Raw genomic sequence first — 24,511 nt, forward strand, 5'->3', positions numbered from 1 at the left:
CGCTCTGTCTACACACGTTAAAGGCGGGAGACTCTCCCGCCTTGTTACAGTGACTATGTCTGAATCACACTATATTGGGCGCTTTGCGCCATCTCCTTCCGGTGAACTCCACTTCGGCTCATTAATTGCCGCCCTCGGCAGCTACCTGCAGGCACGCGCCCGTCAGGGAAAATGGCTCGTTCGTATTGAAGATATCGATCCCCCGCGTGAAGTTCCCGGTGCAGCAGAGACCATTCTGCGTCAGCTGGAACATTACGGTCTTCACTGGGACGATGAGGTACTCTGGCAGTCACAGCGCCATGACGCCTACCGGGAACGCCTGGCCTGGCTCTACGATCGGGGGCTTTCCTACTACTGCACCTGCTCGCGTGCACGCATACAGAGCCTCGGCGGCGTTTATGACGGCCACTGCCGCACGCGCCATAACGGCCCGGATAATGCCGCCGTGCGTATGCTGCAGCGCGCGCCCGTCACCCGTTTTAACGATCTGCTGTCGGGTGAGATTCAGGCCGACGAACGGCTGGCGCGCGAGGATTTCATCATCCATCGCCGCGACGGCCTGTTTGCCTATAACCTGGCGGTGGTCGTGGACGATCATTTCCAGGGCGTGACGGAAATTGTGCGTGGAGCGGACCTGGTAGAACCGACGGTGCGGCAAATCTCGCTATATCATCAGTTTGGCTGGGCAGCGCCTGATTACATTCATCTGCCGCTCGCGGTCAATGAACAAGGCAATAAACTGTCCAAACAGAATCATGCTCCCGCCTTGCCGGACGGCGATCCGCGCCCTGTTTTGATCGACGCGCTGCGATTTCTCAACCAGACTGTAACCGGTGAATGGCAGGATCTGAGTATCGATGAATTGCTTAGAATAGCGATAGCAAACTGGTCGCTCAGTGCCGTGCCTAAAATCCAGCATTCTCAAATGCGCTGCGCTGAGCTATGATTAGCCGCTTTTTTTCATAACAAAACACACTACGAGGTGTACCATTTTTACCCGAGTCGCTAATTTTTGCCGTAAAGTGCTAAGCCGCGAAGAGAGCATGGCGAACGAGGCTATTGCGCAAAATCGCATGTCGGTTATTCCGCGTGAGCAGCACAATATTTCACGCAAAGATATCAGTGAAAATGCCCTCAAGGTGCTCTATCGTCTGAATAAAGCAGGCTACGAGGCCTACCTCGTTGGCGGTGGAGTGCGTGATTTACTGCTGGGCAAAAAACCAAAAGATTTCGACGTGACGACCAGCGCCACGCCCGATCAGGTGCGTAAATTATTCCGCAACTGCCGTCTTGTTGGCCGCCGCTTCCGTCTTGCTCACGTCATGTTTGGGCCAGAAATTATTGAAGTGGCGACGTTCCGCGGCCACCACGAAGCGGGCGTATCCGATCGCGCAACCTCACAGCAGGGCCAGAACGGCATGCTGCTGCGTGACAACATCTTCGGTTCTATCGAAGAAGATGCCCAGCGTCGCGATTTCACCATCAACAGCCTGTACTACAGCGTGGCAGATTTCACCGTGCGTGATTACGTCGGCGGCATGCAGGACCTGAAAGATGGCGTGATTCGCCTGATAGGCACGCCGGAAACGCGCTACCGCGAAGATCCGGTACGCATGCTGCGCGCCGTGCGTTTCGCCGCCAAGCTGAGCATGCGCATCAGCCCGGAGACGGCAGAGCCAATCCCTCGCCTGGCAACGCTTATCAACGACGTGCCGCCTGCCCGCCTGTTTGAAGAGGCGCTGAAGCTGCTGCAGGCCGGCTACGGGTTTGAAACCTATACGCTGCTGCGCGAATACAATCTGTTCCAGCCCCTGTTCCCGACCATTACCCGCTACTTCACCGAAAACGGCGATAGCCCAATGGAGCGCATGATTGCGCAGGTGCTGAAGAATACCGACAACCGTATCCACAACGATATGCGCGTCAATCCGGCGTTTCTGTTTGCGGCCATGTTCTGGTATCCCTTGCTGGAAACGGCGCAGCGGATCACGCAGGAAAGCGGCCTCGCCTATTACGATGCGTTTGCCCTGGCGGCAAATGACGTGCTGGATGAAGGATGCCGCACGCTGGCTATCCCGAAGCGTATTACCACGCTGGTGCGTGACATCTGGCAGCTTCAGCTGCGCATGTCGCGTCGTCAGGGTAAACGTGCCTGGAAGCTGATGGAGCATCCTAAGTTCCGCGCCGCGTTCGATCTGCTGGCGCTGCGCGCCGAGATTGAAAAGAATCAGGAACTGCAGCGTCTGGCGCAGTGGTGGGGTGAATTCCAGGTCTCTGCACCGCCTGAGCAAAAAGGGATGCTGACTAACCTGGATGACGAGCCGGAACCGCGTCGTCGTCATCGCCGCCCGCGCAAACGCGCGCCGCGTCGTGAAGGCTCTGCATGACCCTCGCGTATATCGCCCTCGGCAGCAATCTGGCCTCTCCGCTGGAGCAGGTCAACGCTGCCGTTCAGGCGCTGGGGGAGATACCGCACAGCCGTATTGAGGCGGTCTCCTCATTTTACCGTACGCCTCCGCTGGGGCCTCAGGATCAGCCTGACTACCTCAATGCCGCCGTGGTGCTGAACACCGCGCTGGATGCCGAAACGCTGCTGGATAATACCCAGCGTATCGAACTGCAGCAGGGCCGCGTGCGTAAGGCCGAACGCTGGGGGCCGCGCACGCTCGACCTCGACATTATGCTGTTTGGCCACGAGGTCATTCACACCGAGCGCCTTACCGTTCCCCATTACGACATGAAAAACCGCGGGTTTATGCTTTGGCCGCTGTTTGAAGTCGCCCCCGATCTTATCTTCCCTGACGGTAACTCGCTTAAGTCTATTCTTGACGGCCTTGGTGCGGAAAAACCGGCCCGCTGGTAGCCTCCTTTCTTTCTCGTTTAACCGCTCAATATTTGTGGTTAATCGATTGCCTAAAATCATTGTTCCCTCGAACGTTACTGTTAGAATGCGCAAAGATTCGCTTTGTGACCATCAGGAAACAGTATGAAACCAACCACCATCTCCTTACTGCAGAAATGCAAACAGGAAAAGAGACGCTTCGCCACCATCACCGCGTACGACTACAGCTTCGCCAGGCTGTTTGCCGAAGAGGGTATTAACGTCATGCTGGTCGGGGATTCGTTAGGGATGACGGTACAGGGACACGACTCCACGCTGCCAGTGACGGTAGAGGATATTGCTTACCATACGCGGGCCGTACGCCGCGGCGCCCCGGCCTGCCTGCTGCTTTCCGACCTGCCGTTTATGGCGTATGCCACGCCCGAGCAGGCCTTTGAGAACGCGGCGGCAGTAATGCGTGCCGGTGCCAACATGGTCAAAATTGAAGGGGGCGCCTGGCTGGTCGATACGGTGAAAATGCTCACCGAACGCGCCGTGCCGGTCTGCGGGCACTTGGGGCTGACGCCGCAGTCTGTAAACATCTTCGGCGGCTACAAGGTGCAGGGGCGTGGAGATGCGGCGCAAACGCTGTTAGACGATGCCGTGGCGCTTGAAGCCGCAGGCGCACAGCTGCTGGTGCTGGAGTGCGTTCCGGTTGAGCTGGCTAAACGCATCACCGAGGCGCTCGCTATTCCGGTGATCGGCATCGGCGCAGGCAACGTCACCGATGGTCAGATCCTGGTGATGCACGACGCCTTTGGCATTACCGGCGGACATATCCCGAAATTTGCCAAAAATTTCCTGACAGAAGCAGGCGACATGCGCGCCGCTGTGCGGCAGTATATTGCCGAGGTTGAGTCCGGCGTCTATCCGGGCGAAGAACACAGTTTCCATTAAGGAGTCTTGTTGTGCTAATCATTGAAACCCTGCCGCTGCTGCGCCAGCACATCCGTCGTGCGCGTCAGGAAGGTAAGCGTATCGCACTGGTCCCAACCATGGGCAACCTGCATGACGGCCATATGAAGCTCGTTGACGAAGCCAGGGCTCGTGCAGACATCGTGGTGGTCAGTATCTTCGTAAACCCAATGCAGTTTGACCGCGCAGACGACCTGGCGCGCTATCCGCGCACGCTGCAGGAAGATTGCGAGAAGCTCAAAAAACGCCATGCGGACATTGTCTTCTCGCCTGCGCCGGCGGATGTGTATCCTCAGGGCACAGAAGACGCGACCTACGTTGACGTCCCGGGCATTTCGACCATGCTGGAGGGCGCAAGCCGTCCGGGCCATTTCCGCGGCGTGTCGACCATCGTCAGCAAGCTGTTCAACCTGGTGCAGCCTGACGTTGCCTGCTTCGGCGAAAAAGATTTCCAGCAGCTGGCGCTGATCCGCAAGATGGTTGCAGACATGGGCTACGACATCGAGATTGTCGGCGTGCCGATCGTGCGTGCGAAAGACGGCCTGGCGCTGAGCTCCCGCAACGGCTATCTGACCGCCGAGGAGCGTAAAATCGCGCCGGGCTTAAGCAAGGTGATGAATACGATGGCGGAGCAGATTCTGGCTAAAGAGTTAACGACCGAAGAGATCGTCGCCCTCGCCGAACAGGCGCTGAACGATAAAGGCCTTCGCGCTGACGACGTACAAATCCGAGATGCAGACTCGCTTCTGGAGCTTTCAGAGACCAGCAAACGTGCGGTAATTCTGGTAGCGGCATGGCTTGGCCAGGCGCGTCTGATTGATAACAAAGTGGTTGAGCTGGCGTAGTTCTTCACCCTTGATAATTAAAGGTAAACGTAATGATTCGCAAAATGCTGCAAGGTAAGCTTCACCGTGTGAAAGTCACTCAGGCCGACCTGCACTACGAAGGCTCCTGCGCGATCGACCAGGATTTTCTCGATGCGGCAGGTATTCTGGAAAACGAAGCCATTGATATCTGGAACGTGAACAACGGCAAACGCTTTTCTACCTATGCGATTGCCGCCGAGCGCGGGTCTAAAATCATCTCCGTCAACGGTGCGGCGGCGCACTGCGCTGACGTGGGCGATATTGTGATTATCGCCAGCTTCGTCATGATGTCTGATGAAGAAGCGCGTCGCTGGCAGCCAAAAGTCGCCTACTTTGAAGGTGAAAACGAGATGAAACGCACGGCTAAGGCGATTCCGGTCCAGGTGGCATAAGCATATCGCTATCAGTGTTAATTACCCGAGACATTATTCGGGTAATTAACTCATAGAAAACGCGCATAGAATTATTTTATTTATATAGATTTATTATCGTTTGATATAACCACCATTTATGCACCTCTTAAATATTATTAACCATCATTATCAGCCAGTTACACAGCAATAAATTATCTACAAATTCGTTTAAGTATTTCTAACGATAAACGACTTTTCACGGCCATTATCCTTCACTTAGAATCCAGTTCCCGAAATATGAGTTCGGCATGAACATTAGCTTTGCGGAGCATCAGCTTTGCGTATGTTCTTTTTCTAGCATTTAATATGGATATAAAAAATGTCTTTTAAAAAATTAGGTCTGGCAACTGTAGTAGCAATGGTTCTGAGCGCAGGTTCTGCAATGGCGGCTGATGTTCCTTCAGATACAGGAACTATCACCTTCCACGGTATGGTTTCTAACAACACCTGTAAAGTTTCTCTGGATCAGAAAATTGACCAGGACGGTAACGATTTCGACGTTAACCTGGATACCGTGTTTGTAAAAGATTTCGCCAGCGATCTGGGCCTAACCAGCGTCCTGGGCGAGAAGAAATTCGCGCTGACGCTGACCGGCTGTGATTCTGCTACCGTTTCCAAAGCATCGGCTCAGTTCGATTCCTGGGCGGGTTCTTCTTCCACTTCCGGCGGCCTGCTGGTTCCACCAACAAACACCCAGGGCGCGGCGAAGAACGTCAATCTGGTTCTGTCAAACGATGGCAACTCCGCCACAGATCAGATCAAACTTGATCAGACCAACAACTCTCAGAAAGCCACTATCGATACCAATGGCGCAGGCGCACTGTACTACCGCGTTGCTTACACCCAAGGTCAGGGCTGGGATGCTGCCAGCAATCCAGTAACTGCGGGTGTTGTTCAGGCGCAAGCTGCTTTCACTATGATCTACGAATAATTCTAAGAACATAGTTTAAAAGCATGACTCATCCCCTGACGTCCGTTGGGGGATTATTGATATCATTCCAACAGGAAGTGGAAAAATGTTAAGCACGTCATTTTATAAGGGATTAAAAGTAGCTTGCCTCACCGCTGCCGTTTTTTCTTCATTTCAGGCAAGTGCAGATATCGTTATTTCTGGTACGCGTATTGTTTATCAGCAGTCGCAGAAAGATGTTATTGTTTCTTTAGACAACCGGGGTAAAAAGCCACTTTTGGTTCAGTCATGGCTTGATGACGGTCGTGATGACACTAACCCACAAGAATTAAAATTACCGTTTATTATTACTCCGCCTGTATCCCGTATTGATCCACAAAAAGGTCAATCTGTTCGCATCTCCTATCTGGGTGGCTCACTCCCACAAGATCGTGAATCATTATTCTGGTTTAATGTTCTTGAAATTCCACCGAAATCAAAATTGAAAGACGGTGAAAGTCCAAACCAGCTTCAGCTGGCATTTCGCACGCGTATTAAACTCTTTTTCCGTCCTGACGGCCTGAAAGGTACGCCAGGGGATGCAGCCGCGCGAATAACGTGGTCACAGCAAAAGCAAGGTAGTAACGTAAATCTGGTCGCACGCAACGACTCTCCTTACAACGTCGCCATTTCAAGCGTAAAACTGAAATCAGCAAACAAAGAGTATCAGGTTGAGCATAAATCTATTTTACCGTTCAGTACTCAAATAATGCAGGTAAAAGGATTAAGTAATAATTCAGCCGGCTCTGTTGCTTACGAAACCATTAATGACAATGGCGGTTCTGATACTTTCGAAAGCAAAGTGAATTAATAACGACACTATCGCCACATTATAAATATAAAGCGTATGAACACTGTAAAGCGTTCATACGACGACTTGTCTGGATGAAGCATGCTATTTCAACGATCACTTTTATGTCTCGCTATCTGTGCCGCATTTCCCTTGCAGGCCAGCGAGAATGAAAAAAAAACTGTAGACACCGCATCCGAAGCAGAATCGGCCATTGAATTTAATGATCAATTTCTTATCGATAATGGCGGGGGTATTAATGTCGATCGTTATGCTTACGGTAACCCCGTTCTGCCGGGTACTTACCGTGTAAAAGTGAATTTGAATGGCAATTCAAAATCCACGGTCGAGATGACATTTATTGATAACAACACGCCACGTGCCTCAGCATGTCTGACTAAAATCACGCTGTCCCAGGCAGGTGTTGATACCAGCATATTAGGCGATGATGTTAAAGACGACGAAACGGCTTGCGTCGATATCAAAAAATATTATCCCGGTGCTTCTGCGAATTTTGATAGCAGCAAGCAAGAAATGGATTTGAATTTTCCACAGATATATGTGCTTAAACTCCCGGCAGGCTATGTTGATCCATCCTTGTGGGATAACGGCGTTCCCGCCGGATTACTTTCTTACGATCTTAACACCTGGCACAGCGAATCTAACGGAACAAGCTCTGATACCGCCTATGCGGGACTGCACTACGGGCTGAACCTGGGCCCATGGCGTTTACGTTCTCGCGGCAGTATGAACTGGGACAGCGATAATGGTTCACATTACTCCAGCCAGGATATTTACCTTCAACGTGATATCACGCCGCTGAATGCGCAGATGGTAATGGGTGACTCCTTCACGCGTGGCGACACCTTTGACTCGGTGAGCCTGCGCGGTGCGCGCATGTATAATGATGACCGTATGCTCCCACAAGGCGCTACGGGCTACGCGCCAGTAATTCGTGGTGTAGCAAACAGCAATGCCAAAGTCAGCGTAATGCAAAGCGGCAACAAAATTTATGAGACCACCGTTCCGCCGGGTGCATTTGAAATTAACGATCTCAGTACTACGGGGTATGGCAACGATCTCATCGTGACCGTAGAAGAGGCTGATGGGAGCAAACGGTCGTTTACCGTTCCGTTCTCTTCGGTAACGCAAATGCTCCGTCCTGGTTCCAGCCGTTGGGATGTCGGTTTAGGCGAACTGAACGATGATTCTCTGCATGACAAGCCAAACGTTGGCTACGCAACCTACGCGTATGGTCTGAATAACACCTTTACCGGTTACGTTGGCGCGCAATATACAGATATGGATTTCTATGCTGGCCTGCTTGGGCTGGCGATGAATACCAGCATTGGCGCATTTGCATTCGATATAACCCAATCCTATGCCGATATAGACGGGCTGGACACGCTTAAAGGACAGAGTTATCGACTGACCTACAGCAAAATGCTGGAAGCGACAAACACCTCCCTGAACGTAGCGGCCTATCGCTTCTCAACGGAAGATTACCTCAGCCTGAATGATGCAGCCTCTTTACAGGACAGTATTCATCACCAGGAATACGGTAACCGTTCCTATGACAGCAATGCTCAACTTTATGCTGACTATCAGCGTACCAAAAATCAGGTGCAGGTCAGTCTTAACCAACCGTTAAATGTTAACGGTGAGGAATACGGCTCTCTCTATATTAGCGGTACCTGGCAGGATTACTGGAACGATAGCAGTTCAACCTCTGACTACAGCGTGGGCTACAACAATAGCTTTGCTTACGGCAGCTATAGCGTTTCACTCCAGCGCACCTACAACGAATCAGGTGAAAAGGATGACAGCGTTTATCTCAACGTCAGCGTCCCATTCAGCGTATTTGATAAAAACAGAACGCAGTCTGGCGGGTTCAATAATATCAACATGAGCCTGCGATCTGATTTGAAAGGCGGTACCAGCTTCAACTCAACGGCAAGCGGTAGCTCCAAAAACAGCGAGGTGAGTTACTCCGTCAGCGCTGCCTCAAACGGAGGTAACTACGGCAACCTGAACCAATTAAGCGGCTACAGCTCCTGGAACAGTCCTTACGGCCCTCTCGGTGTCTCGGCATCCTTTGGCGATGACAATAGTAAACAGTATTCCGCGAGTTATAACGGCGGGATGGTTGTTCACTCAGGTGGAGTCGTATTTACGTCAGGCAGCATTGGCGAAACGGATTCCCTGGCGCTGGTGAAAGCCAGTGGTGCGACGGGTGCACGTCTGGGCTATGGCCAGAGCCGTATTAATAGCTCCGGATACGGAATCATGCCGTATATGTCTGCCTACAGAGAAAACCGTGTCTCACTCGATATCAGTACTCTCGAAGCGGATGTCGAAATCAAAAATACAAGTGCAGTTGCCGTTCCACGCAATGGCTCCGTTGTATTAGTGAATTTTGAGACGGACGAAGGTCGTTCACTTGTGCTGGAACTACAGCGTTCTGATAAAGGCTTTATTCCGTTGGGCGCAGATGTGCTGAACGAGAAAAATGAACCTATCGGAACGGTAGGCCAGGCGGGACAGGCCTATGTCCGTGGCGTGGATGAGCGAGGCGTCCTTCGAGTGGTTTGGGGAAGCGGCGATGCCAGTTCTTGCACCGTGCATTATCAGATTCCAGACAATGCGAAGAAAGCGGGTCTCACCACCATTCTGAACAATCAGCAGTGTCAAATGTAATGGTATCTACAACAGGGAATCACGCCCATGGGAAATAATATGAAGAAGCAACGTTGCGGTTATTCGTTAATCGCATTAGCAATATTAGCGATAACGGGATCAGCATCAGCAGCCGATCTCAATGTCAATTTCACTGCCAATATTCGCGAAACCACTTGCGATATGAAGTTGGTTGGTGGTGAAGGTTCAGATACGCAGCAAACGCTGACCATCGGTAACAATGGTCAAGTGCGTATTGACGATGTCAAAGCTGGCACCGCAAATGCAGCTTTTAAACTCGTAATAATTGAATGCCCATCATCACTGACCTCATTAAAAACTACTATCAAGGGCACTAAATCGGCTGATTTGCCCTCCGGGATTATGAATCAGACCCCCACCACCAGCGGAGGTGCAGACTTCTCTGCCGTCGAAATTGCCAGAGCCGATGCCCCAGATGCCCCATTTATCATTAACTCAACCGTCGATGCAGAGCGCCTTGTCTGGAAGAGGGAAGATATTGACAACAAGGAAGTTCCTTTAGTCGCCACATTACGTGAAACCAAGACAGACAGCATGACTATTGGCGATTTTCAAGCCGTGGCAACCTTTGAGTTCATTTACGAATAATTGGCGCAGGGATATGGAGCAATACTATGAAATTTAAAGCAAAATTTATCGCCTTGTCCGTTTCTGCCCTTCTATTCTCTGGAATGGCAAGTGCGGCGATTACAGGCACGGGCAGCGTTGAGATGACAATTAAAACAACCGTCACATCAGGTACCTGTACCGCAAAGCTGGTTAACGGCGGGGGCGCAGAAGCGTCGGAAATAGGCTTTGGTGATGTTTTCAAATCCGATCTGGTCAATAAGACCCGCGTTGAACCGCTGAAAATAGTGTTTAGCAATTGTTCAGGTGTATCAAAAGCCACAGTCGCAGCCGCAAAAGGGGCCGATGGGAAATGTGATGGTTCTTATGAGAGCGGACAAGCCTACTTTGGCGGAAAGGCAACTGCCTTCGAAGTTTGGTCAGGTGCCGTAGATACAGGCGTACAGTTGAAGTGCAAGAATCCTCCCTCTCCACAGGAAGTTATCATTGCTGACGGCGCGGGTGAATTTCCAATGAACTCACGTATTGTCCTTGGAAAGGATAGATCGATGAGCGATGTTGCTACAGGTGCCGTTACAGCCCCGGTGACATTTACTATTGCCTACCCATAATTCCAGGAACCATCATGCAACAATCACCGTTTACTTTAAACCAGCCCGGTCTTGTGTTGCTAATGGGATTGGCTGGCGGTTTCCTGCCTGGCGTAAGCCAGGCAGGCTCTGGACTCGACGTAAATCTGACAGCCAATATTGTGAATAGCACCTGTCGGCTAAGCGTTGAAAACGGAGGAGAAATCTATCTCCCCAACGTTATGCGCAGTTGGTTTTATAACAGCGATGGTAGCGATCGCTTTACCGCGACCGATGAGGCAGGCGGTACGCCTTTTACGATCCATGTTGATGACTGCTATGGGGATAGCACCACGGCAAAGAAACTCAATTTTGGCTTTTCCCCGCAGTCGGGTTTCTGGCCAGGACAAAATCAGGTTTTTAAAAGCGATGATACGGCGGCCGGATCGGCAAAAAATGTCGGCGTTGTTGTCTTCTCTGATAAGAATAAAACCAACGTTTTGAACAGCGATGGGACATCAAAAGTCGTTTATGACGTGAGTGGACAAGGAACCGCGTTTTTAACGGACTATCAGTTCTATGCCCGGTATCAAAATATCGGACTGGTCGCAGGCGGTACTGTCACCAGTAAGGTGCGGGTCGACGTCACGTATGAGTAATAACGAGAACAGGAAAAGGATGAGAATGTTCAACGGCTTAATTTATAGCATTAATGTTAAAAGGTCAGTGGTTCCAGGATCCATTGCCTTGTTGCTGTTCATGAGCCAGACATGCCTGGCAACTGAGTGCGCATTTGGTGACGGACACGGCGGTACAACAACGCTAATCAATGCCGAATATAAAGGTGGCCCGATACGCCTTCCTTCCCCAGGGACATCTTTTAACTCTGTCGGCAATGGGGTATTCAATATCAACCTGTCGCCCGGTATCCAGGCAGACTGCAACAACGGAACCAATGGCAACAGCCTGATGTCACAAACTGCCCCTGGACTCATGGTGGGTAGCCATAGCGGTAATGCCATCTTTGCAACCAATATTCCGGGTATCGGGTTTACATTAAGGGTGCATACGGCTGAATCAGACGGGGGGTCTGGCGGTTATTTTGCCACAAACACCACCGGCTGGAAGGACCTAACCGGGGGGCAACCTACGGAAAACTGGGACAATAAGTGGATTAACACTTCAGCGCAGATTTTTATCGGCCCCGAGTATAAGGGGAACCCGGATAAAGTCACCGTTCTAACGCCTAAAGCGGGGACTATTGGTCAGATGGGGCTTGGCGATCCTAATGACAGTGATAACCGTCCGTGGACATTTATTGTAAATGAAAGCTCGTTTCAGATCCCTATTGTTCTTCCCACTTGCGATACGGTGATGCTATCAAATGGCGGAAATGATGTTGATTTAGGGGATTACTATGTATCCGATATTAAAAATAATCACATCAGAGATATTCCTTTTGCCATTCAGGTAAGTAACTGCACCAGCGTAGCAACGTTCACTACCAAACTCACAGCCACAAATGTGACCGGTGCCAGCAGCGACCTACTGGGTAATACGCTTACGTCGGCAGCTGAAGGGGCGGGTGTAAAAATTGTGTATGATGGAACGACCCAATTAATTCCGAATAGCGCGGCCTCAGCCTATGCGTTGACTGATAGCGCAATTCCTGGCTCAAAAGAAATTGGTTTTATCGCACAGCTGGTTTCCAATGGAAGCACAGTGAAACCCGGCTCGTTTAAAGCCACTGGCGTGTTCACCCTTTCCTACGATTGACCCCTACCCCTGCGGCTGATTACTGATCAGCCGCGACATCGTCTCCAGCGAGTCCGTTCTTAAAATATACAGGCGCTTCAATAAGAACGGATTATCACCCGGCTTCACCTTCCCTTTCACCGTCGTCACCGCCAGATGGAAACCGGCGTCGTTCGCCGCCTTTATGGCTTTATTGTCGTAGCCGCCGAAGGGATACGAAACATAGAGCACGTGCGGGTTGAACTGCGCCAGCGCGCGCCGCGAGCGCTCAAAATCAAACAGGATCACGTGATAGCTTCGGCTCAGGAGAATCGGATGCTTATAACCGTCCACGCGATGCAGGAAGTGGGTGTGGGACTGAATATCGAACACATCCTGAATCCCCTTAATCTCCTGCACGCTCATAAACTGCAGCGATTTAGGGTCCCACTTCTGCGGACGCCCCTTAATGCGGGAAGAGATAGTAAACGCGGTGGCGTTAAAGCCGTACTCCTTCAGGATGGGATACGCATAGCGGCTCACCGATTTAAGGCCATCATCAAAGGTGATCACCACCGATTTTGCAGGCAGGTTCATTTTGTTACGCACGTACCCTTCCAGCTGGTACATCGTCAGCGTGGTGTAGCCCTGATCGCGTAGCCAGGCCATCTGGTTATTGAACGCCCTTACGCTGGTGGTCGTGGAGGTATGCCGAAAGCGCGTGTTCTCCTCATCCCGCAGGATATGATGGTATGTCAGGACCGGAAGGCCGCTATCCTCCTGCGCGTCCAGGCTGCTGATCCACGCCAGACGGTTACCGATGCGGATTTGATACCAGGTCTGGTTCAGGCGGTCTTTGAGCTTGTTAAGAATGGGGTAGCGGAGATTCGGGCTCATCGTACCGAACGGTGCGCTCCCGCTGTTGGGGGCGTTGTACACCGGGGTGTCTTTCCAGGTGATAAGATTCTGATTGCTCAACGGTTTGTTGAGATCGCCCAGGCTGTCCTCTACACGCTGTTTTCCCTGGACATTTTCAAGGTGATCTTTATCGATAAACCCCGTGCCGAAGCCAAAACGAAACTCGTAGTAGTCTGCGGAAGTCGGCACAACGGCCAGGATCTGCCCGGCACGGACGTTGCCGACGTTGATCACATTATTCCCCACCTGCGCCCAGATGGCCGCATCCTCGGTGGTTTGCATATAGCGGGGAGGTAGCCCTTGTTGGCTAATTAAACTGGCCGAGACGCCGCCGGAAACCAGCAGCAAAAGCAGGAAAATAACGCGCATGAACATGGGATATAAATCGACACGGGAAATCAGTCGCCATTGTAACAAAAGCGACATCAATACCAATGTTTAATTCTTATACAGGTCATGAAGCAGAACAAACGGCGGGTTTTTCTGCTGCTGGTGCCACAGGCTGCTCACGCCGGGAATATGCTTATCAACAATAGCATTACGGAATGCAGCGCTGGTTAGGGTGTCACGCAGAGGGTACATCGCTTCCAGCAGCGCATAGTTAATGCCGGAAATGACTTCGCAGTTCTCGTGCTTGTGGCTTAACAGCGCTGCAGAACGGTAAGGCGCCGCGCCGGATTTATCGGTCAGAAAGATCACGCCATCGCCGGTGTCGGTTTCATGCAGGGCGTCGCACATCATCCGGCTGAGCATATTGGTGCTCAAACCCCGCCAGTAATTCACCGCACGGCACTGCGGCAGCGGGCCAAACCTGGCTTCAAGCTTATCCAGCATAACCTGCGCCTGTTCATCGTGGCAGGTAATAACCCATCCCAGCATAACTTCCTCCTTAGCAGGCAAGTAGTTTAGCGAAGTGAAGGTTAGCTTAGGGTGATAACTGTCAAAGAAAAGTGCCCGGCAAACAGAATGTCTGCCGGGCGGAAGGTTAGCTACGCAGCCCGCGTCCGCGCTGGATCAGATACCAGCACAGCAGGTAGAAGGCAATAATAAACACCGCCAGCACGGCCACCGTAGTGAACAGCGGCACATCGGTAATGCCAAGGAAGCCAAAGCGGAAGCCGCTAATCATGTAGACAATCGGGTTCAGGTGCGACAGCGCCTGCCAGAACGGCGGCAGCAGCGTCAGGGAGTAGAACACCCCGCCCAGATAGGTCAGCGGCGTCAGCACGAAGGTCGGGATAAGGCTGATGTCATCAAACGTTTTGGCGAATACCGCATTCAGCAATCCGGCCAGCGAGAACAGAATCGCCGTCAGCAGCAGCGTCAGCGCCACGAACAGCCACGAATGGACCTGGAACGGCACGAAGAACAGCGAAATCGCCGTCACCAGAATGCCGACACAGAGGCCGCGCGCCACGCCGCCGCCCACGTAGCCGGCGATGATCACGTGCGTTGGCACCGGGGCCACCAGCAGCTCTTCAATGTTGCGCTGAAACTTGGCGCTGAAGAACGACGATGCCACGTTGGCGTAGGCGTTGGTGATCACCGCCATCATGATCAGACCCGGCACGATGAACTGCATGTAGGTAAAGCCGTGCATCTCACCAATGCGGGAACCGATCAGGTTGCCGAAAATGATGAAGTAGAGCGTCATGGTGATCACCGGCGGCACCAGGGTTTGCACCCAGATGCGCATAAAGCGGTTGATCTCTTTTGCCCAGATGCTTTTCAGCGCCACCCAGAAAAGATGCGTCATGCCTTGTCTCCTTGTTTTTGATGCACCAGAGAGACAAACAGCTCTTCCAGTCGGTTCGCTTTGTTACGCATGCTCAGCACCTGAACGCCCTGGGCGCTCAGCTGAGAGAAGACGCTGTTGACGCCCTGCTCGCGCAGCACTTCCACTTCCAGCGTTGAGGTATCCACCAGACGATAGTTGTACCCTTCCAGCTTCGGCAGCGGGCTTTTCGCCGCGAGGTCGAGAATAAAGGTTTCTGATTTCAGCTTGGAGAGCAGATCTTTCATCGAGGTGTTTTCCACCAGCTCGCCGTGCTGGATGATGCCGATGTTGCGGCACAGCATTTCCGCCTCTTCGAGGTAGTGCGTAGTCAGAATAATGGTGGTGCCTTTATCGTTCAGATCCTTCAGGAAGCCCCACATGGAGCGGCGCAGTTCAATATCCACGCCCGCGGTCGGTTCATCGAGGATAAGCAGCTTTGGCTCGTGCATCAGCGCTCGGGCAATCATCAGGCGGCGCTTCATCCCACCGGACAACATGCGCGCACGTTCGTTACGCTTTTCCCACAGATCGAGCTGCTTAAGGTACTTTTCGCTGCGCTCAAGCGCCTCTTTACGTTCAACGCCGTAGTAGCCAGCCTGATTGACGACAATCTGCTGCACCGTCTCGAACGGGTTAAAATTGAATTCCTGCGGTACCAGCCCCAGCTGGCGCTTGGCGTTGACCACGTCCTTTTGCAGATCGTAACCAAACACGCTCACCCGGCCGGATGTTTTGTTCACCAGCGAGCTGATGATCCCGATAGTGGTGGATTTCCCCGCCCCGTTCGGTCCCAGAAGCGCATAGAAATCTCCCGCTTCGACCTTAAGATCTATTCCGCGCAGCGCCTGAACGCCGCCCGGATAGGTTTTTTTAAGCTGCTCAAGCTCCAGTGCAATCGCCATGAATTTAACTTACCTATAGTTCTGACACACGTTGTGTGGTTTCATTAAAAGTCGGGTTACCCTATAGTAGCGCAACGCAATTACTTGGTTACAGGCCGTTAACGTCCATGAATGACATAGATACACTCATCAGCAACAATGCACTATGGTCAAAGATGCTGGTTGAAGAAGACCCCGGATTTTTCGGGAAGCTGTCGCAAGCGCAGAACCCGCGCTTTCTATGGATTGGATGTTCCGATAGCCGCGTACCGGCAGAGCGCCTGACCGGCCTCGAACCTGGCGAACTCTTTGTTCACCGTAACGTTGCCAACCTCGTCATTCACACCGATCTTAACTGCCTTTCTGTCGTTCAGTATGCTGTTGACGTGCTGGAAGTCGAGCACATCATTATTTGCGGCCACTACGGCTGCGGCGGCGTGCAGGCGGCGATCGAAAATACCGAACTGGGGTTAATCGATAACTGGCTGCTGCACATCCGCGATATCTGGTTCAAACATAGCTCACTGCTGGGCGAGATGCCGCAGGAGCGCCGTCTCGACACCCTGTGCGAGCTGAACGTAATGGAGCAGGTTTATAACCTGGGCCACTCGACGATTATGCAGTCAGCCTGGAAACGTGGGCAGAAGGTTTCCATCCACGGCTGGGCGTACGGTATTCACGATGGCCTGCTGCGCAACCTGGAAGTGACCGCCACCAACCGCGAAACGCTGGAGCAGCGTTACCGATCGGGGATTGCCAACCTCAAGCTTAAGCATGTGAACCATAAATAAACAAAGCCGGGGATTTTCTCCCTCTCCCTGTAGGAGAGGGACGGGGTGAGGGCATCAGACCGCACCCAATACGTTTTACTCGTCGAGAATCACAACCTTGCCAACATACGGCAGATGGCGATAGCGCTGCGCGTAGTCGATGCCATAACCGACGACGAATTCGTCCGGAATAGAGAAGCCAACAAACTCAACCGGCACCTGCACTTCACGGCGCTCAGGTTTATCCAGCAGCGTACAGATCGCCAGCGATTTAGGCTGACGCAGGCTCAGGATCTCGCGCACCTTAGAGAGCGTGTTGCCGGAGTCGATGATGTCTTCAACGATCAACACATCTTTGCCACGAATATCTTCATCCAGATCTTTCAGGATTTTCACATCACGGGTTGTGGACATGCCGCTGCCGTAGCTGGAGGCGGTCATAAAATCGACCTCATGGGACACCTGCACTTCACGGCACAGGTCAGCCATGAACATGAAAGAGCCACGTAAAAGACCCACCAGCACCATTTCGCTGCCGCTGTCCTTGTAATGTTCGGTGATTTGATGACCCAGTTCGGCGATACGCGCTTTGATCTCGGCTTCCGGGATCATCACTTCAACAGTATGTTTCATATTACTAACCATATGATTTTAATGAAAATCTCTCAATGCAGGGGAGTATATTTCCGGCATCGATACGCAAGCCCGCCATTATACCAGCAAATAGACAAGCCTGGCGTATGAGTTATAAAAGCAAATTTTGTGATTCCGATCACACTTGTTAATACCTATAATTAGTTGCTAGCAAATTATTAACAAAAACTGACGAGTACACTTTCTATGGCTGAAACAAACTCTAAACAGCCGCGTCTACTGGTGACATTAACAGCAGCGTTCGCAGCCTTCTGCGCGCTGTATCTGTTAATCGGTGGCGTCTGGCTGGTCGCTTTAGGCGGCTCCTGGTACTACCCGATTGCGGGTCTGGTTATGGTTGCCGTAACCGTCCTGCTGTTGCGTAGGAAACAATCTGCACTGTGGCTGTATGCCGCATTACTCCTCGCCACCATGATCTGGGGCGTCTGGGAAGTCGGGTTCGACTTCTGGGCACTGACGCCGCGCAGTGACATCCTGGTCTTCTTTGGTATCTGGCTGATCCTGCCGTTCGTCTGGCGTCGCCTGATTGTGCCGTCCAGCGGTGCTGTAGCCGGTCTGGTCGTTGCGCTGCTGATTACCGGCGGCATCCTGACCTGGGCCGGTTTTAACGACCCACAGGAAATCAACGGTACGCTGAACGCGGAATCAACGCCTGCTGCCGCGATCTCGCAGGTTGCGGACGGCGACTGGCCTGCCTATGGTCGTAACCAGGAAGGTCAACGCTACTCTCCGCTGAAGCAGATCAACGCGGACAACGTGAAGAACCTGAAAGAAGCCTGGGTATTCCGTACCGGCGACCTGAAAATGCCGAACGATCCGGGCGAACTGACCAACGAAGTGACGCCGATTAAAGTGGGCGACATGCTTTACCTGTGTACGGCGCACCAGCGTCTGTTCGCGCTCGACGCGGCCACCGGTAAAGAGAAATGGCACTTCGATCCGCAGCTGAATTCTAATCCGTCCTTCCAGCACGTGACCTGCCGCGGCGTGTCTTACCATGAAGCGCGCGCCGATAATGCCAGCCCGGAAGTCATCGCCGACTGCCCTCGCCGCATTATGCTGCCGGTCAACGATGGACGCCTGTTCGCAATTAACGCCGAAACGGGCAAGCTGTGCGAAACCTTTGCCAACAAAGGTGTCCTGAACCTGCAGACCAACATGCCGGACACTACGCCGGGCCTGTATGAGCCAACCTCACCGCCAATCATTACCGATAAAACCATCGTGATTGCCGGTTCGGTAACGGACAACTTCTCCACGCGTGAAACCTCCGGCGTTATCCGCGGTTTCGACGTAAATACCGGTAAACTGCTGTGGGCCTTCGACCCGGGCGCGAAAGATCCAAACGCGATCCCATCGGACGAGCACACCTTTACCTTTAACTCGCCAAACTCCTGGGCACCGGCCGCGTATGACGCGAAGCTGGACCTGGTCTACCTGCCGATGGGTGTCACCACCCCGGATATCTGGGGCGGTAACCGCACGCCGGAGCAGGAGCGTTACGCGAGCGCGATCGTGGCGCTGAACGCGACCACCGGCAAGCTGGCGTGGAGCTACCAGACCGTTCACCACGATCTGTGGGATATGGATATGCCGTCCCAGCCGACGCTGGCGGACATTACCGTTGACGGTAAAACCGTTCCGGTAATTTACGCCCCGGCGAAAACCGGGAACATCTTCGTGCTGGATCGCAGCAACGGCAAGCTGGTTGTGCCTGCGCCGGAAAAACCGGTTCCGCAGGGTGCGGCTAAAGGCGATTACGTCAGCAAAACGCAGCCGTTCTCTGACCTGAGCTTCCGTCCGAAGAAAGACCTCAGCGGTGCAGACATGTGGGGTGCCACCATGTTTGACCAGCTGGTGTGCCGCGTGATGTTCCACCAGCTGCGCTATGAAGGCATCTTCACGCCGCCGTCTGAGCAGGGCACGCTGGTCTTCCCGGGTAACCTGGGGATGTTCGAGTGGGGCGGGATCTCCGTCGACCCGAACCGTCAGGTGGCGATTGCCAACCCAATGGCGCTGCCGTTCGTTTCCCGTCTGATCCCACGCGGTCCGGGCAACCCAATGGAGCAGCCGAAAGACGCGAAAGGCAGCGGTACCGAAGCTGGTATCCAGCCGCAGTACGGCGTTCCGTATGGCGTGACGCTGAACCCGTTCCTGTCTCCGTTTGGTCTGCCGTGTAAACAGCCTGCCTGGGGTTACATCTCCGGTCTGGATCTGAAAACCAACCAGATCGTGTGGAAAAAACGTATTGGTACGCCACAGGACAGCATGCCGTTCCCGATGCCGGTTCCGGTGCCGTTCAATATGGGTATGCCGATGCTGGGTGGCCCAATCTCTACCGCCGGTAACGTGCTGTTCATCGCGGCAACCGCAGATAACTACCTGCGCGCGTACAACATGACCAACGGTGAGAAACTGTGGCAAGGCCGTCTGCCGGCCGGTGGACAGGCAACGCCGATGACCTATGAAGTGAATGGCAAGCAGTACGTTGTCATCTCTGCGGGCGGTCACGGTTCGTTTGGCACAAAGATGGGCGACTACATCGTCGCGTATGCACTGCCGGATGACAGTAAGTAACTGAAAAGCCGGGTGGCGGCTACGCCTTACCCGGCCTACGGAAATATGCAAAACGGCAACTTCGGTTGCCGTTTTTGTGTTTATTCCCTCTCCCTGTGGGAGAGGGTCAGGGTGAGGGCATCAGGCCGCACGACTCTAAACGGTGAACCCCAGCATCATCCCCGTATCCTCATGCTCCAGCAGATGGCAGTGCGCCATATAGGCAAACTCCTTCGGCGCGTCGTGGTCAAACTTCACCAGCACCTCACTGACACCGCCTTCCACCTTCACCGTATCCTTCCACCCCGAGCGATGCGCGTCAGGCGCTTTACCGTTCTCGGAGAGAATGCGGAACTGCGTGCCGTGGATATGGAACGGGTGCAGCATCATGTCGCCCTCGCCTGAGATCGTCCAGCGTTCGAACTGCCCCTTCGCGGCGGCAAACATCGGCGTGTTCATGTCAAACGCTTTACCGTTGATGCGGTTGGCATTATGGAAGTCAAAGCCATGACCGCCATGATTCATGCCGCCCATTTTGCCGTGGTCCATATTCATGTGGCCCATCATCTGCCCGTGGTGCATCCCGGCCATCGCCTGATTACCGTACTTCTCCATCAGCGCCTGCATGCCCATCATGTCGAGCATCGGGTCCATGGAGAGCTGCAGCCTGCGCTGAGTGAGGCCATCAAGCGCAGGCAGCGCTGGCAGCGTAGTTAGCGTGTCCGGCAGCATACCGGAGGCAGCAATCTGCAGCGGCTGGATACGCAGCACCGGGTGCGCTTTATCGAATGGCGTAACGGCCATCCCCATCTGGCTGACCGGCAGGGTGACCAGGTCAAAGGCTTTTCCATCGCTGATGTCCACCAGCACCTCGAAGCGTTCGCCCATCAGCATCGGCAGCTCGCTCACCTTCACCGGCTCCGGCAGCAGGCCGCCGTCGCTCGCGACCACATACAGCGGACGGTTGTCGCTGGCGGCAAAATTCAGCGAGCGCGCGTTACAGCCGTTAAGCAGTCGCAAACGCAGCCAGCCCTTTGGGGCCGCGTGCTGAGGAAAAATCGCACCGTTGGCCAGCAGCGTATCGCCAAACCAGCCGACCGCCGCGCTCATCACATCCAGCTGATAGTCAATCTGCCCGTCGGAGGTGAACTTTTTATCCTGCACAATCACCGGAATATCGTCGATGCCCCACTGTTTCGGCAGGCGCAGCAGGCGGCTTTCGTCATCTTCAATAAGCACCAGCCCCGCCAGCCCCATCGCCACCTGGTGGCCCGTTTTGCCATGCTGATGCGGATGGAACCAGCAGGTGGCCGCGCGCTGGTCAGGCGTAAAGGTCACGCTGCGCTTGCCGCCGGGTTTAATCACGCCGTGCGGGCCACCGTCCACCTCGCCCGGCACTTCCAGACCGTGCCAGTGCAGCGTGGTTTCTTCGGCAAGCGTGTTGTGAATATCCACCGTCACCGCTTTCCCCTTGCGCAGCTGAAGCGCCGGGCCGAGCAGGTTACCGTTATAGCCCCAGGTAGTCGCGGTATTGGCACCAAAGGTCGTTTTACCGGACTGCACGACAAGCTGGATGCGGCTACGGGCATCTGCAGTGAGAAGTTCAGGGACAGGTAAGGCGGGTCTGTCGGCCGCAAAAGCCGCGCGGCTCCATAGCGGTAGTGCGCTGGCAACACCCAGCGCAACGGAATATTTTAAAAATTCACGACGTTGCATGTTCATTTCCTTATTTCCAGGCGGCGATCTTTTGAGCATAAACCCTCCCCTTACCGGAAGGTCAAGCATGGCGGCAATAATAAAGATCGTCGGCCTGGCATCAAGTATGCTAACGTTAATTTTCCGTGATGCAGTGGTAGAAGCAATGAAGACGTTTTTCAGAACAATTTTGTTCAGTAGCCTGATGGCGATGTGTGCGAACAGTTACGCGCTGAGTGAAAACGAAGCAGAAGATATGGCCGATTTGACGGCAGTATTTGTTTTTCTGAAAAACGATTGTGGATACCAGAATTTACCCAACGGGCAAATTCGTCGCGCACTGGTCTTTTTTGCCCAGCAGAACCAATGGGATCTCAGCAACTACGACAGCTTCGACATGAAGGCGCTCGGTGAAGACAGCTACCGGGATTTAAGCGGTATTGGCATCCCCACTGCAAAAAAATGCAAAGCGCTGGCTCGCGATTCACTCAGCCTGCTCGCCTACGTGAAGTAACCTTCCCGACGCCCATTTGTTGACTCTCTAACCGCTTGACGGCGGTTATGCGTTGCCCCCTTCTGCTGGATGTAATGGATGCTACTGAAGGAGATGACAGCCCATGACCGACAAAACGGTATGGCAAGAAACGCTGCATGACCAGTTTGGTCAGTACTTCGCCATTGATAACGTGCTTTATCATGAGAAAACCGATCATCAGGACCTGATAATCTTCGAGAACGCCGCCTTTGGCCGCGTGATGGCGCTGGACGGCGTGGTGCAAACCACCGAGCGCGATGAGTTTATCTATCACGAAATGATGACCCACGTTCCGCTGCTGGCCCACGGCCACGCGAAACACGTGCTGATCATCGGCGGCGGCGACGGCGCGATGCTGCGTGAAGTCTCTCGCCATAAGTCGATTGAGTCTATCACCATGGTGGAAATCGATGCCGGCGTGGTCTCGTTCTGCCGCCAGTACCTGCCGAACCACAACGCCGGCAGCTATGACGATCCGCGTTTCAACCTGGTCATCGACGACGGCGTCAATTTCGTTAATCAAACTACCCAAACCTTTGATGTCATCATCTCTGACTGCACCGATCCTATCGGCCCGGGCGCGTCGCTGTTTACCTCGTCGTTTTATGAGGGCTGTAAACGGTGCCTGAATCCCGGCGGGATTTTTGTGGCGCAAAACGGCGTTTGCTTCCTGCAGCAGGACGAAGTACTCGACAGCCACCGCAAGCTGAGCACCTACTTTAGCGACGTCAGCTTCTACCAGGCCGCCATTCCGACCTACTATGGCGGGATCATGACCTTTGCCTGGGCGACGGACAACGAGGTGCTTCGCCACCTTTCAACCGAAATTATCCAGGCGCGCTTCCACCAGGCCGGGCTCAAATGCCGCTACTACAATCCGGCCGTCCATACCGCAGCATTTGCCTTGCCGCAGTACCTGCAAGACGCACTGTCCTCAAAGGGGGTGAGCTAATTGAAAAAGCTGAAACTGCATGGCTTTAACAACCTGACAAAAAGCCTGAGTTTTTGTATTTACGATATCTGCTACGTCAAAACGGCAGAAGAACGCGATGGCTATATCGCCTATATCGACGAACTCTACAACGCCAACCGGCTGACGGAAATCCTGTCAGAAACCTGCTCGATTATCGGCGCCAATATCCTGAACATCGCGCGTCAGGATTATGAACCTCAGGGTGCAAGCGTCACCATTCTGGTGAGTGAAGAGCCGGTAGACCCAAAGCTTATCGACAAAACCGAGCATCCGGGCCCGCTGCCGGAAGCGGTCGTCGCACACCTCGACAAGAGCCATATCTGCGTGCACACCTACCCGGAAAGCCATCCTGAAGGCGGGCTATGCACCTTCCGCGCGGATATCGAAGTGTCTACCTGCGGCGTGATCTCCCCGCTGAACGCGCTGAACTATTTAATCCACCAGCTTGAATCCGATATCGTGACCATTGATTACCGCGTGCGTGGCTTCACCCGCGACGTTAACGGCATGAAGCACTTCATCGATCACGAGATCAACTCCATTCAGAACTTCATGTCTGAGGACATGAAGTCGCTGTACGACATGGTGGACGTGAATGTCTATCAGGAGAACATCTTCCACACCAAGATGATGCTCAAGGAGTTCGACCTTAAGCACTATATGTTCCATACCCGGCCTGAAGATTTAAGCGAAGAAGAGCGTAAGGCCATCACGGACCTGCTCTGGAAAGAGATGCGCGAAATCTACTACGGCCGCAACATACCGACCGTGTAGAAGGCACCGGGAGCAGGGACGCTCCGGTGTGTTATTTCTGTTTCATAAACTCGCGGTAGGCATTCACCACCTGAAGAAAGTCTTCTACGCCGCACAGCGACAGACTCTCTTCGTCGTAGTAGCTCATCCCCTCTTCCATCTCATCACCGGTAAACTCCAGCTGGTTGGCGCGCACCATCACCTCTTCGCCATCCATCCACAGCGTGTATTCATGCCCGGCACGCTGCCAGGAGCGTTCACTGCCTTTCACCGTATTTGCCGCCTGTTCAACTTCATCAAGAAGCGCGAGATTCTCTTTCACCTCTTCGTTAAACCAGTGTCCTACGGCTTCGTGGCCCATCGACATACGCACTTTCACCACTCCGGTGATGTCGCGCAGAAATTCGTAATCCATAGTATTTTCCTCTGCAAAGCCATTAGGGTAATTATCGCAGCAGAGAAGAAGAAAAAAAGCGTGAGAGGTGGGAGGAATGAAAATAAAAAGGTGAGAGCAAGACCCTGCGGCCTGATGCCCTCACCCCGTCCCTCTCCCACGGGAGAGGGTGCAAACACTAAAAACCGTCTCGTGGAGACGGT

Annotated in this window: 25 protein-coding genes; 18 read left to right on the forward strand and 7 right to left on the reverse strand. The window is 53.3% G+C overall.

Features of this window, described 5'->3' with window-relative positions; translation table 11 throughout:
• Window positions 1-55: 55 nt before the first annotated feature.
• The 13 genes from gluQRS to D5067_RS18885 all read left to right on the forward strand — a co-directional run bounded on the left by gluQRS (window position 56) and on the right by D5067_RS18885 (window position 12,444).
• Window positions 56-946, forward strand: a complete 891-nt coding sequence (gene gluQRS, locus D5067_RS18825; RefSeq protein WP_119935483.1) for a tRNA glutamyl-Q(34) synthetase GluQRS — start codon at window positions 56-58, stop codon at window positions 944-946.
• Window positions 947-989: 43 nt separating this feature from the next.
• Window positions 990-2,387: a polynucleotide adenylyltransferase PcnB gene (gene pcnB / locus D5067_RS18830; RefSeq protein ID WP_210433791.1), complete on the forward strand. Its 1,398-nt coding sequence runs from the start codon at window positions 990-992 to the stop codon at window positions 2,385-2,387.
• On the forward strand, window positions 2,384-2,863 hold the full coding sequence (gene folK / locus D5067_RS18835) for a 2-amino-4-hydroxy-6-hydroxymethyldihydropteridine diphosphokinase (RefSeq protein ID WP_119935485.1): 480 nt from the start codon (window positions 2,384-2,386) through the stop codon (window positions 2,861-2,863). The genes pcnB and folK overlap by 4 nt, the downstream gene beginning before the upstream one ends.
• A 123-nt stretch (window positions 2,864-2,986) precedes the next feature.
• Window positions 2,987-3,778 carry a 3-methyl-2-oxobutanoate hydroxymethyltransferase gene (panB, locus tag D5067_RS18840; protein WP_119935486.1) on the forward strand — a complete coding sequence of 264 codons (792 nt, stop codon included), beginning with the start codon at window positions 2,987-2,989 and terminating at the stop codon, window positions 3,776-3,778.
• 11 nt (window positions 3,779-3,789) lie between these two features.
• Window positions 3,790-4,641: a pantoate--beta-alanine ligase gene (panC, locus tag D5067_RS18845; RefSeq protein ID WP_119935487.1), complete on the forward strand. Its 852-nt coding sequence runs from the start codon at window positions 3,790-3,792 to the stop codon at window positions 4,639-4,641.
• Between the two features lie 32 nt (window positions 4,642-4,673).
• Complete coding sequence (panD, locus tag D5067_RS18850) at window positions 4,674-5,054, forward strand: aspartate 1-decarboxylase (protein ID WP_006173750.1); 381 nt, start codon at window positions 4,674-4,676, stop codon at window positions 5,052-5,054.
• 340 nt (window positions 5,055-5,394) lie between these two features.
• Entirely contained in the window at window positions 5,395-6,006 is a 612-nt protein-coding gene (locus D5067_RS18855; RefSeq protein WP_119935488.1) for a fimbrial protein, read from the forward strand.
• A gap of 85 nt (window positions 6,007-6,091) precedes the next feature.
• Window positions 6,092-6,835 (forward strand): fimbrial chaperone, encoded by a 744-nt coding sequence (locus D5067_RS18860; RefSeq protein ID WP_119935489.1) that lies wholly within the window; start codon window positions 6,092-6,094, stop codon window positions 6,833-6,835.
• 81 nt (window positions 6,836-6,916) lie between these two features.
• The gene (locus D5067_RS18865) at window positions 6,917-9,511 is read left to right on the forward strand and encodes an outer membrane usher protein (RefSeq protein ID WP_119935490.1); all 2,595 of its coding nucleotides are present in this window, start codon (window positions 6,917-6,919) and stop codon (window positions 9,509-9,511) included.
• Window positions 9,512-9,550: 39 nt separating this feature from the next.
• Window positions 9,551-10,120 (forward strand): fimbrial protein, encoded by a 570-nt coding sequence (locus D5067_RS18870; protein ID WP_119935875.1) that lies wholly within the window; start codon window positions 9,551-9,553, stop codon window positions 10,118-10,120.
• 26 nt (window positions 10,121-10,146) lie between these two features.
• Window positions 10,147-10,710: a fimbrial protein gene (locus D5067_RS18875; RefSeq protein WP_119935491.1), complete on the forward strand. Its 564-nt coding sequence runs from the start codon at window positions 10,147-10,149 to the stop codon at window positions 10,708-10,710.
• A 14-nt stretch (window positions 10,711-10,724) separates the two neighbouring features.
• A complete protein-coding gene (locus D5067_RS18880; RefSeq protein WP_119935492.1) occupies window positions 10,725-11,327 on the forward strand; it encodes a fimbrial-like protein in 603 nt (200 codons plus the stop codon).
• Window positions 11,328-11,352: 25 nt separating this feature from the next.
• Window positions 11,353-12,444 carry a fimbrial protein gene (locus tag D5067_RS18885; RefSeq protein ID WP_160117936.1) on the forward strand — a complete coding sequence of 364 codons (1,092 nt, stop codon included), beginning with the start codon at window positions 11,353-11,355 and terminating at the stop codon, window positions 12,442-12,444.
• A gap of 3 nt (window positions 12,445-12,447) precedes the next feature.
• Here the strand turns inward: D5067_RS18885 and D5067_RS18890 are convergent, their stop codons facing one another.
• From D5067_RS18890 to D5067_RS18905, 4 genes are all read right to left on the reverse strand, one after another.
• The gene (locus tag D5067_RS18890) at window positions 12,448-13,695 is read right to left on the reverse strand and encodes a polysaccharide deacetylase family protein (protein ID WP_119935494.1); all 1,248 of its coding nucleotides are present in this window, start codon (window positions 13,693-13,695) and stop codon (window positions 12,448-12,450) included.
• Window positions 13,696-13,758: 63 nt separating this feature from the next.
• On the reverse strand, window positions 13,759-14,199 hold the full coding sequence (locus D5067_RS18895; protein ID WP_119935495.1) for a PTS sugar transporter subunit IIA: 441 nt from the start codon (window positions 14,197-14,199) through the stop codon (window positions 13,759-13,761).
• 106 nt (window positions 14,200-14,305) lie between these two features.
• Entirely contained in the window at window positions 14,306-15,076 is a 771-nt protein-coding gene (locus D5067_RS18900; protein WP_119935496.1) for an ABC transporter permease, read from the reverse strand.
• Window positions 15,073-15,999, reverse strand: coding sequence for an ABC transporter ATP-binding protein (locus D5067_RS18905; RefSeq protein ID WP_119935497.1), 927 nt, complete (start codon window positions 15,997-15,999; stop codon window positions 15,073-15,075). Before D5067_RS18905 ends, D5067_RS18900 begins: the two co-directional genes overlap by 4 nt.
• 107 nt (window positions 16,000-16,106) lie before the next feature.
• Here D5067_RS18905 and can point away from each other — a divergent pair, with 107 nt between their 5' ends.
• Window positions 16,107-16,769 (forward strand): carbonate dehydratase, encoded by a 663-nt coding sequence (gene can / locus D5067_RS18910; RefSeq protein ID WP_119935498.1) that lies wholly within the window; start codon window positions 16,107-16,109, stop codon window positions 16,767-16,769.
• Between the two features lie 75 nt (window positions 16,770-16,844).
• Here can and hpt read toward each other — a convergent pair whose 3' ends face one another.
• Window positions 16,845-17,381 (reverse strand): hypoxanthine phosphoribosyltransferase, encoded by a 537-nt coding sequence (gene hpt, locus D5067_RS18915; protein WP_162844781.1) that lies wholly within the window; start codon window positions 17,379-17,381, stop codon window positions 16,845-16,847.
• A 207-nt stretch (window positions 17,382-17,588) separates the two neighbouring features.
• Here hpt and D5067_RS18920 point away from each other — a divergent pair, with 207 nt between their 5' ends.
• Entirely contained in the window at window positions 17,589-19,979 is a 2,391-nt protein-coding gene (locus D5067_RS18920; RefSeq protein ID WP_119935500.1) for a glucose/quinate/shikimate family membrane-bound PQQ-dependent dehydrogenase, read from the forward strand.
• Between the two features lie 135 nt (window positions 19,980-20,114).
• Here D5067_RS18920 and cueO read toward each other — a convergent pair whose 3' ends face one another.
• Complete coding sequence (gene cueO / locus D5067_RS18925) at window positions 20,115-21,674, reverse strand: multicopper oxidase CueO (protein WP_119935501.1); 1,560 nt, start codon at window positions 21,672-21,674, stop codon at window positions 20,115-20,117.
• A gap of 145 nt (window positions 21,675-21,819) precedes the next feature.
• On the opposite strand from cueO, the gene D5067_RS18930 reads away from it, so the two are divergent.
• The 3 genes from D5067_RS18930 to speD all read left to right on the forward strand — a co-directional run bounded on the left by D5067_RS18930 (window position 21,820) and on the right by speD (window position 23,935).
• Window positions 21,820-22,167, forward strand: coding sequence for a YacC family pilotin-like protein (locus D5067_RS18930; protein ID WP_025756784.1), 348 nt, complete (start codon window positions 21,820-21,822; stop codon window positions 22,165-22,167).
• A gap of 103 nt (window positions 22,168-22,270) precedes the next feature.
• On the forward strand, window positions 22,271-23,140 hold the full coding sequence (speE, locus tag D5067_RS18935; RefSeq protein ID WP_119935502.1) for a polyamine aminopropyltransferase: 870 nt from the start codon (window positions 22,271-22,273) through the stop codon (window positions 23,138-23,140).
• Window positions 23,141-23,935 carry an adenosylmethionine decarboxylase gene (speD, locus tag D5067_RS18940; RefSeq protein WP_119935503.1) on the forward strand — a complete coding sequence of 265 codons (795 nt, stop codon included), beginning with the start codon at window positions 23,141-23,143 and terminating at the stop codon, window positions 23,933-23,935.
• Between the two features lie 31 nt (window positions 23,936-23,966).
• Here the strand turns inward: speD and yacL are convergent, their stop codons facing one another.
• Window positions 23,967-24,329: a protein YacL gene (gene yacL / locus D5067_RS18945; protein WP_119935504.1), complete on the reverse strand. Its 363-nt coding sequence runs from the start codon at window positions 24,327-24,329 to the stop codon at window positions 23,967-23,969.
• Window positions 24,330-24,511 lie beyond the last annotated feature (182 nt).

It is taken from the genome of Enterobacter huaxiensis (assembly GCF_003594935.2).
Lineage (GTDB): Bacteria > Pseudomonadota > Gammaproteobacteria > Enterobacterales > Enterobacteriaceae > Enterobacter > Enterobacter huaxiensis.

Coding starts and splice junctions, on each gene's coding strand:
- D5067_RS18875 (WP_119935491.1), top strand. CDS start 10,147: ATGAAATTTAAAGCAAAATTTATCGCCTTGTCCGTTTCTGCCCTTCTA.
- panD (WP_006173750.1), top strand. CDS start 4,674: ATGATTCGCAAAATGCTGCAAGGTAAGCTTCACCGTGTGAAAGTCACT.
- D5067_RS18900 (WP_119935496.1), bottom strand. CDS start 15,076: ATGACGCATCTTTTCTGGGTGGCGCTGAAAAGCATCTGGGCAAAAGAG.
- D5067_RS18870 (WP_119935875.1), top strand. CDS start 9,551: ATGAAGAAGCAACGTTGCGGTTATTCGTTAATCGCATTAGCAATATTA.
- folK (WP_119935485.1), top strand. CDS start 2,384: ATGACCCTCGCGTATATCGCCCTCGGCAGCAATCTGGCCTCTCCGCTG.
- D5067_RS18890 (WP_119935494.1), bottom strand. CDS start 13,695: ATGTTCATGCGCGTTATTTTCCTGCTTTTGCTGCTGGTTTCCGGCGGC.
- yacL (WP_119935504.1), bottom strand. CDS start 24,329: ATGGATTACGAATTTCTGCGCGACATCACCGGAGTGGTGAAAGTGCGT.
- D5067_RS18930 (WP_025756784.1), top strand. CDS start 21,820: ATGAAGACGTTTTTCAGAACAATTTTGTTCAGTAGCCTGATGGCGATG.
- cueO (WP_119935501.1), bottom strand. CDS start 21,674: ATGCAACGTCGTGAATTTTTAAAATATTCCGTTGCGCTGGGTGTTGCC.
- D5067_RS18855 (WP_119935488.1), top strand. CDS start 5,395: ATGTCTTTTAAAAAATTAGGTCTGGCAACTGTAGTAGCAATGGTTCTG.
- D5067_RS18880 (WP_119935492.1), top strand. CDS start 10,725: ATGCAACAATCACCGTTTACTTTAAACCAGCCCGGTCTTGTGTTGCTA.
- gluQRS (WP_119935483.1), top strand. CDS start 56: ATGTCTGAATCACACTATATTGGGCGCTTTGCGCCATCTCCTTCCGGT.
- D5067_RS18895 (WP_119935495.1), bottom strand. CDS start 14,199: ATGCTGGGATGGGTTATTACCTGCCACGATGAACAGGCGCAGGTTATG.
- D5067_RS18905 (WP_119935497.1), bottom strand. CDS start 15,999: ATGGCGATTGCACTGGAGCTTGAGCAGCTTAAAAAAACCTATCCGGGC.
- can (WP_119935498.1), top strand. CDS start 16,107: ATGAATGACATAGATACACTCATCAGCAACAATGCACTATGGTCAAAG.
- D5067_RS18860 (WP_119935489.1), top strand. CDS start 6,092: ATGTTAAGCACGTCATTTTATAAGGGATTAAAAGTAGCTTGCCTCACC.
- D5067_RS18865 (WP_119935490.1), top strand. CDS start 6,917: ATGCTATTTCAACGATCACTTTTATGTCTCGCTATCTGTGCCGCATTT.
- speE (WP_119935502.1), top strand. CDS start 22,271: ATGACCGACAAAACGGTATGGCAAGAAACGCTGCATGACCAGTTTGGT.
- hpt (WP_162844781.1), bottom strand. CDS start 17,381: ATGAAACATACTGTTGAAGTGATGATCCCGGAAGCCGAGATCAAAGCG.
- D5067_RS18920 (WP_119935500.1), top strand. CDS start 17,589: ATGGCTGAAACAAACTCTAAACAGCCGCGTCTACTGGTGACATTAACA.
- panB (WP_119935486.1), top strand. CDS start 2,987: ATGAAACCAACCACCATCTCCTTACTGCAGAAATGCAAACAGGAAAAG.
- D5067_RS18885 (WP_160117936.1), top strand. CDS start 11,353: ATGTTCAACGGCTTAATTTATAGCATTAATGTTAAAAGGTCAGTGGTT.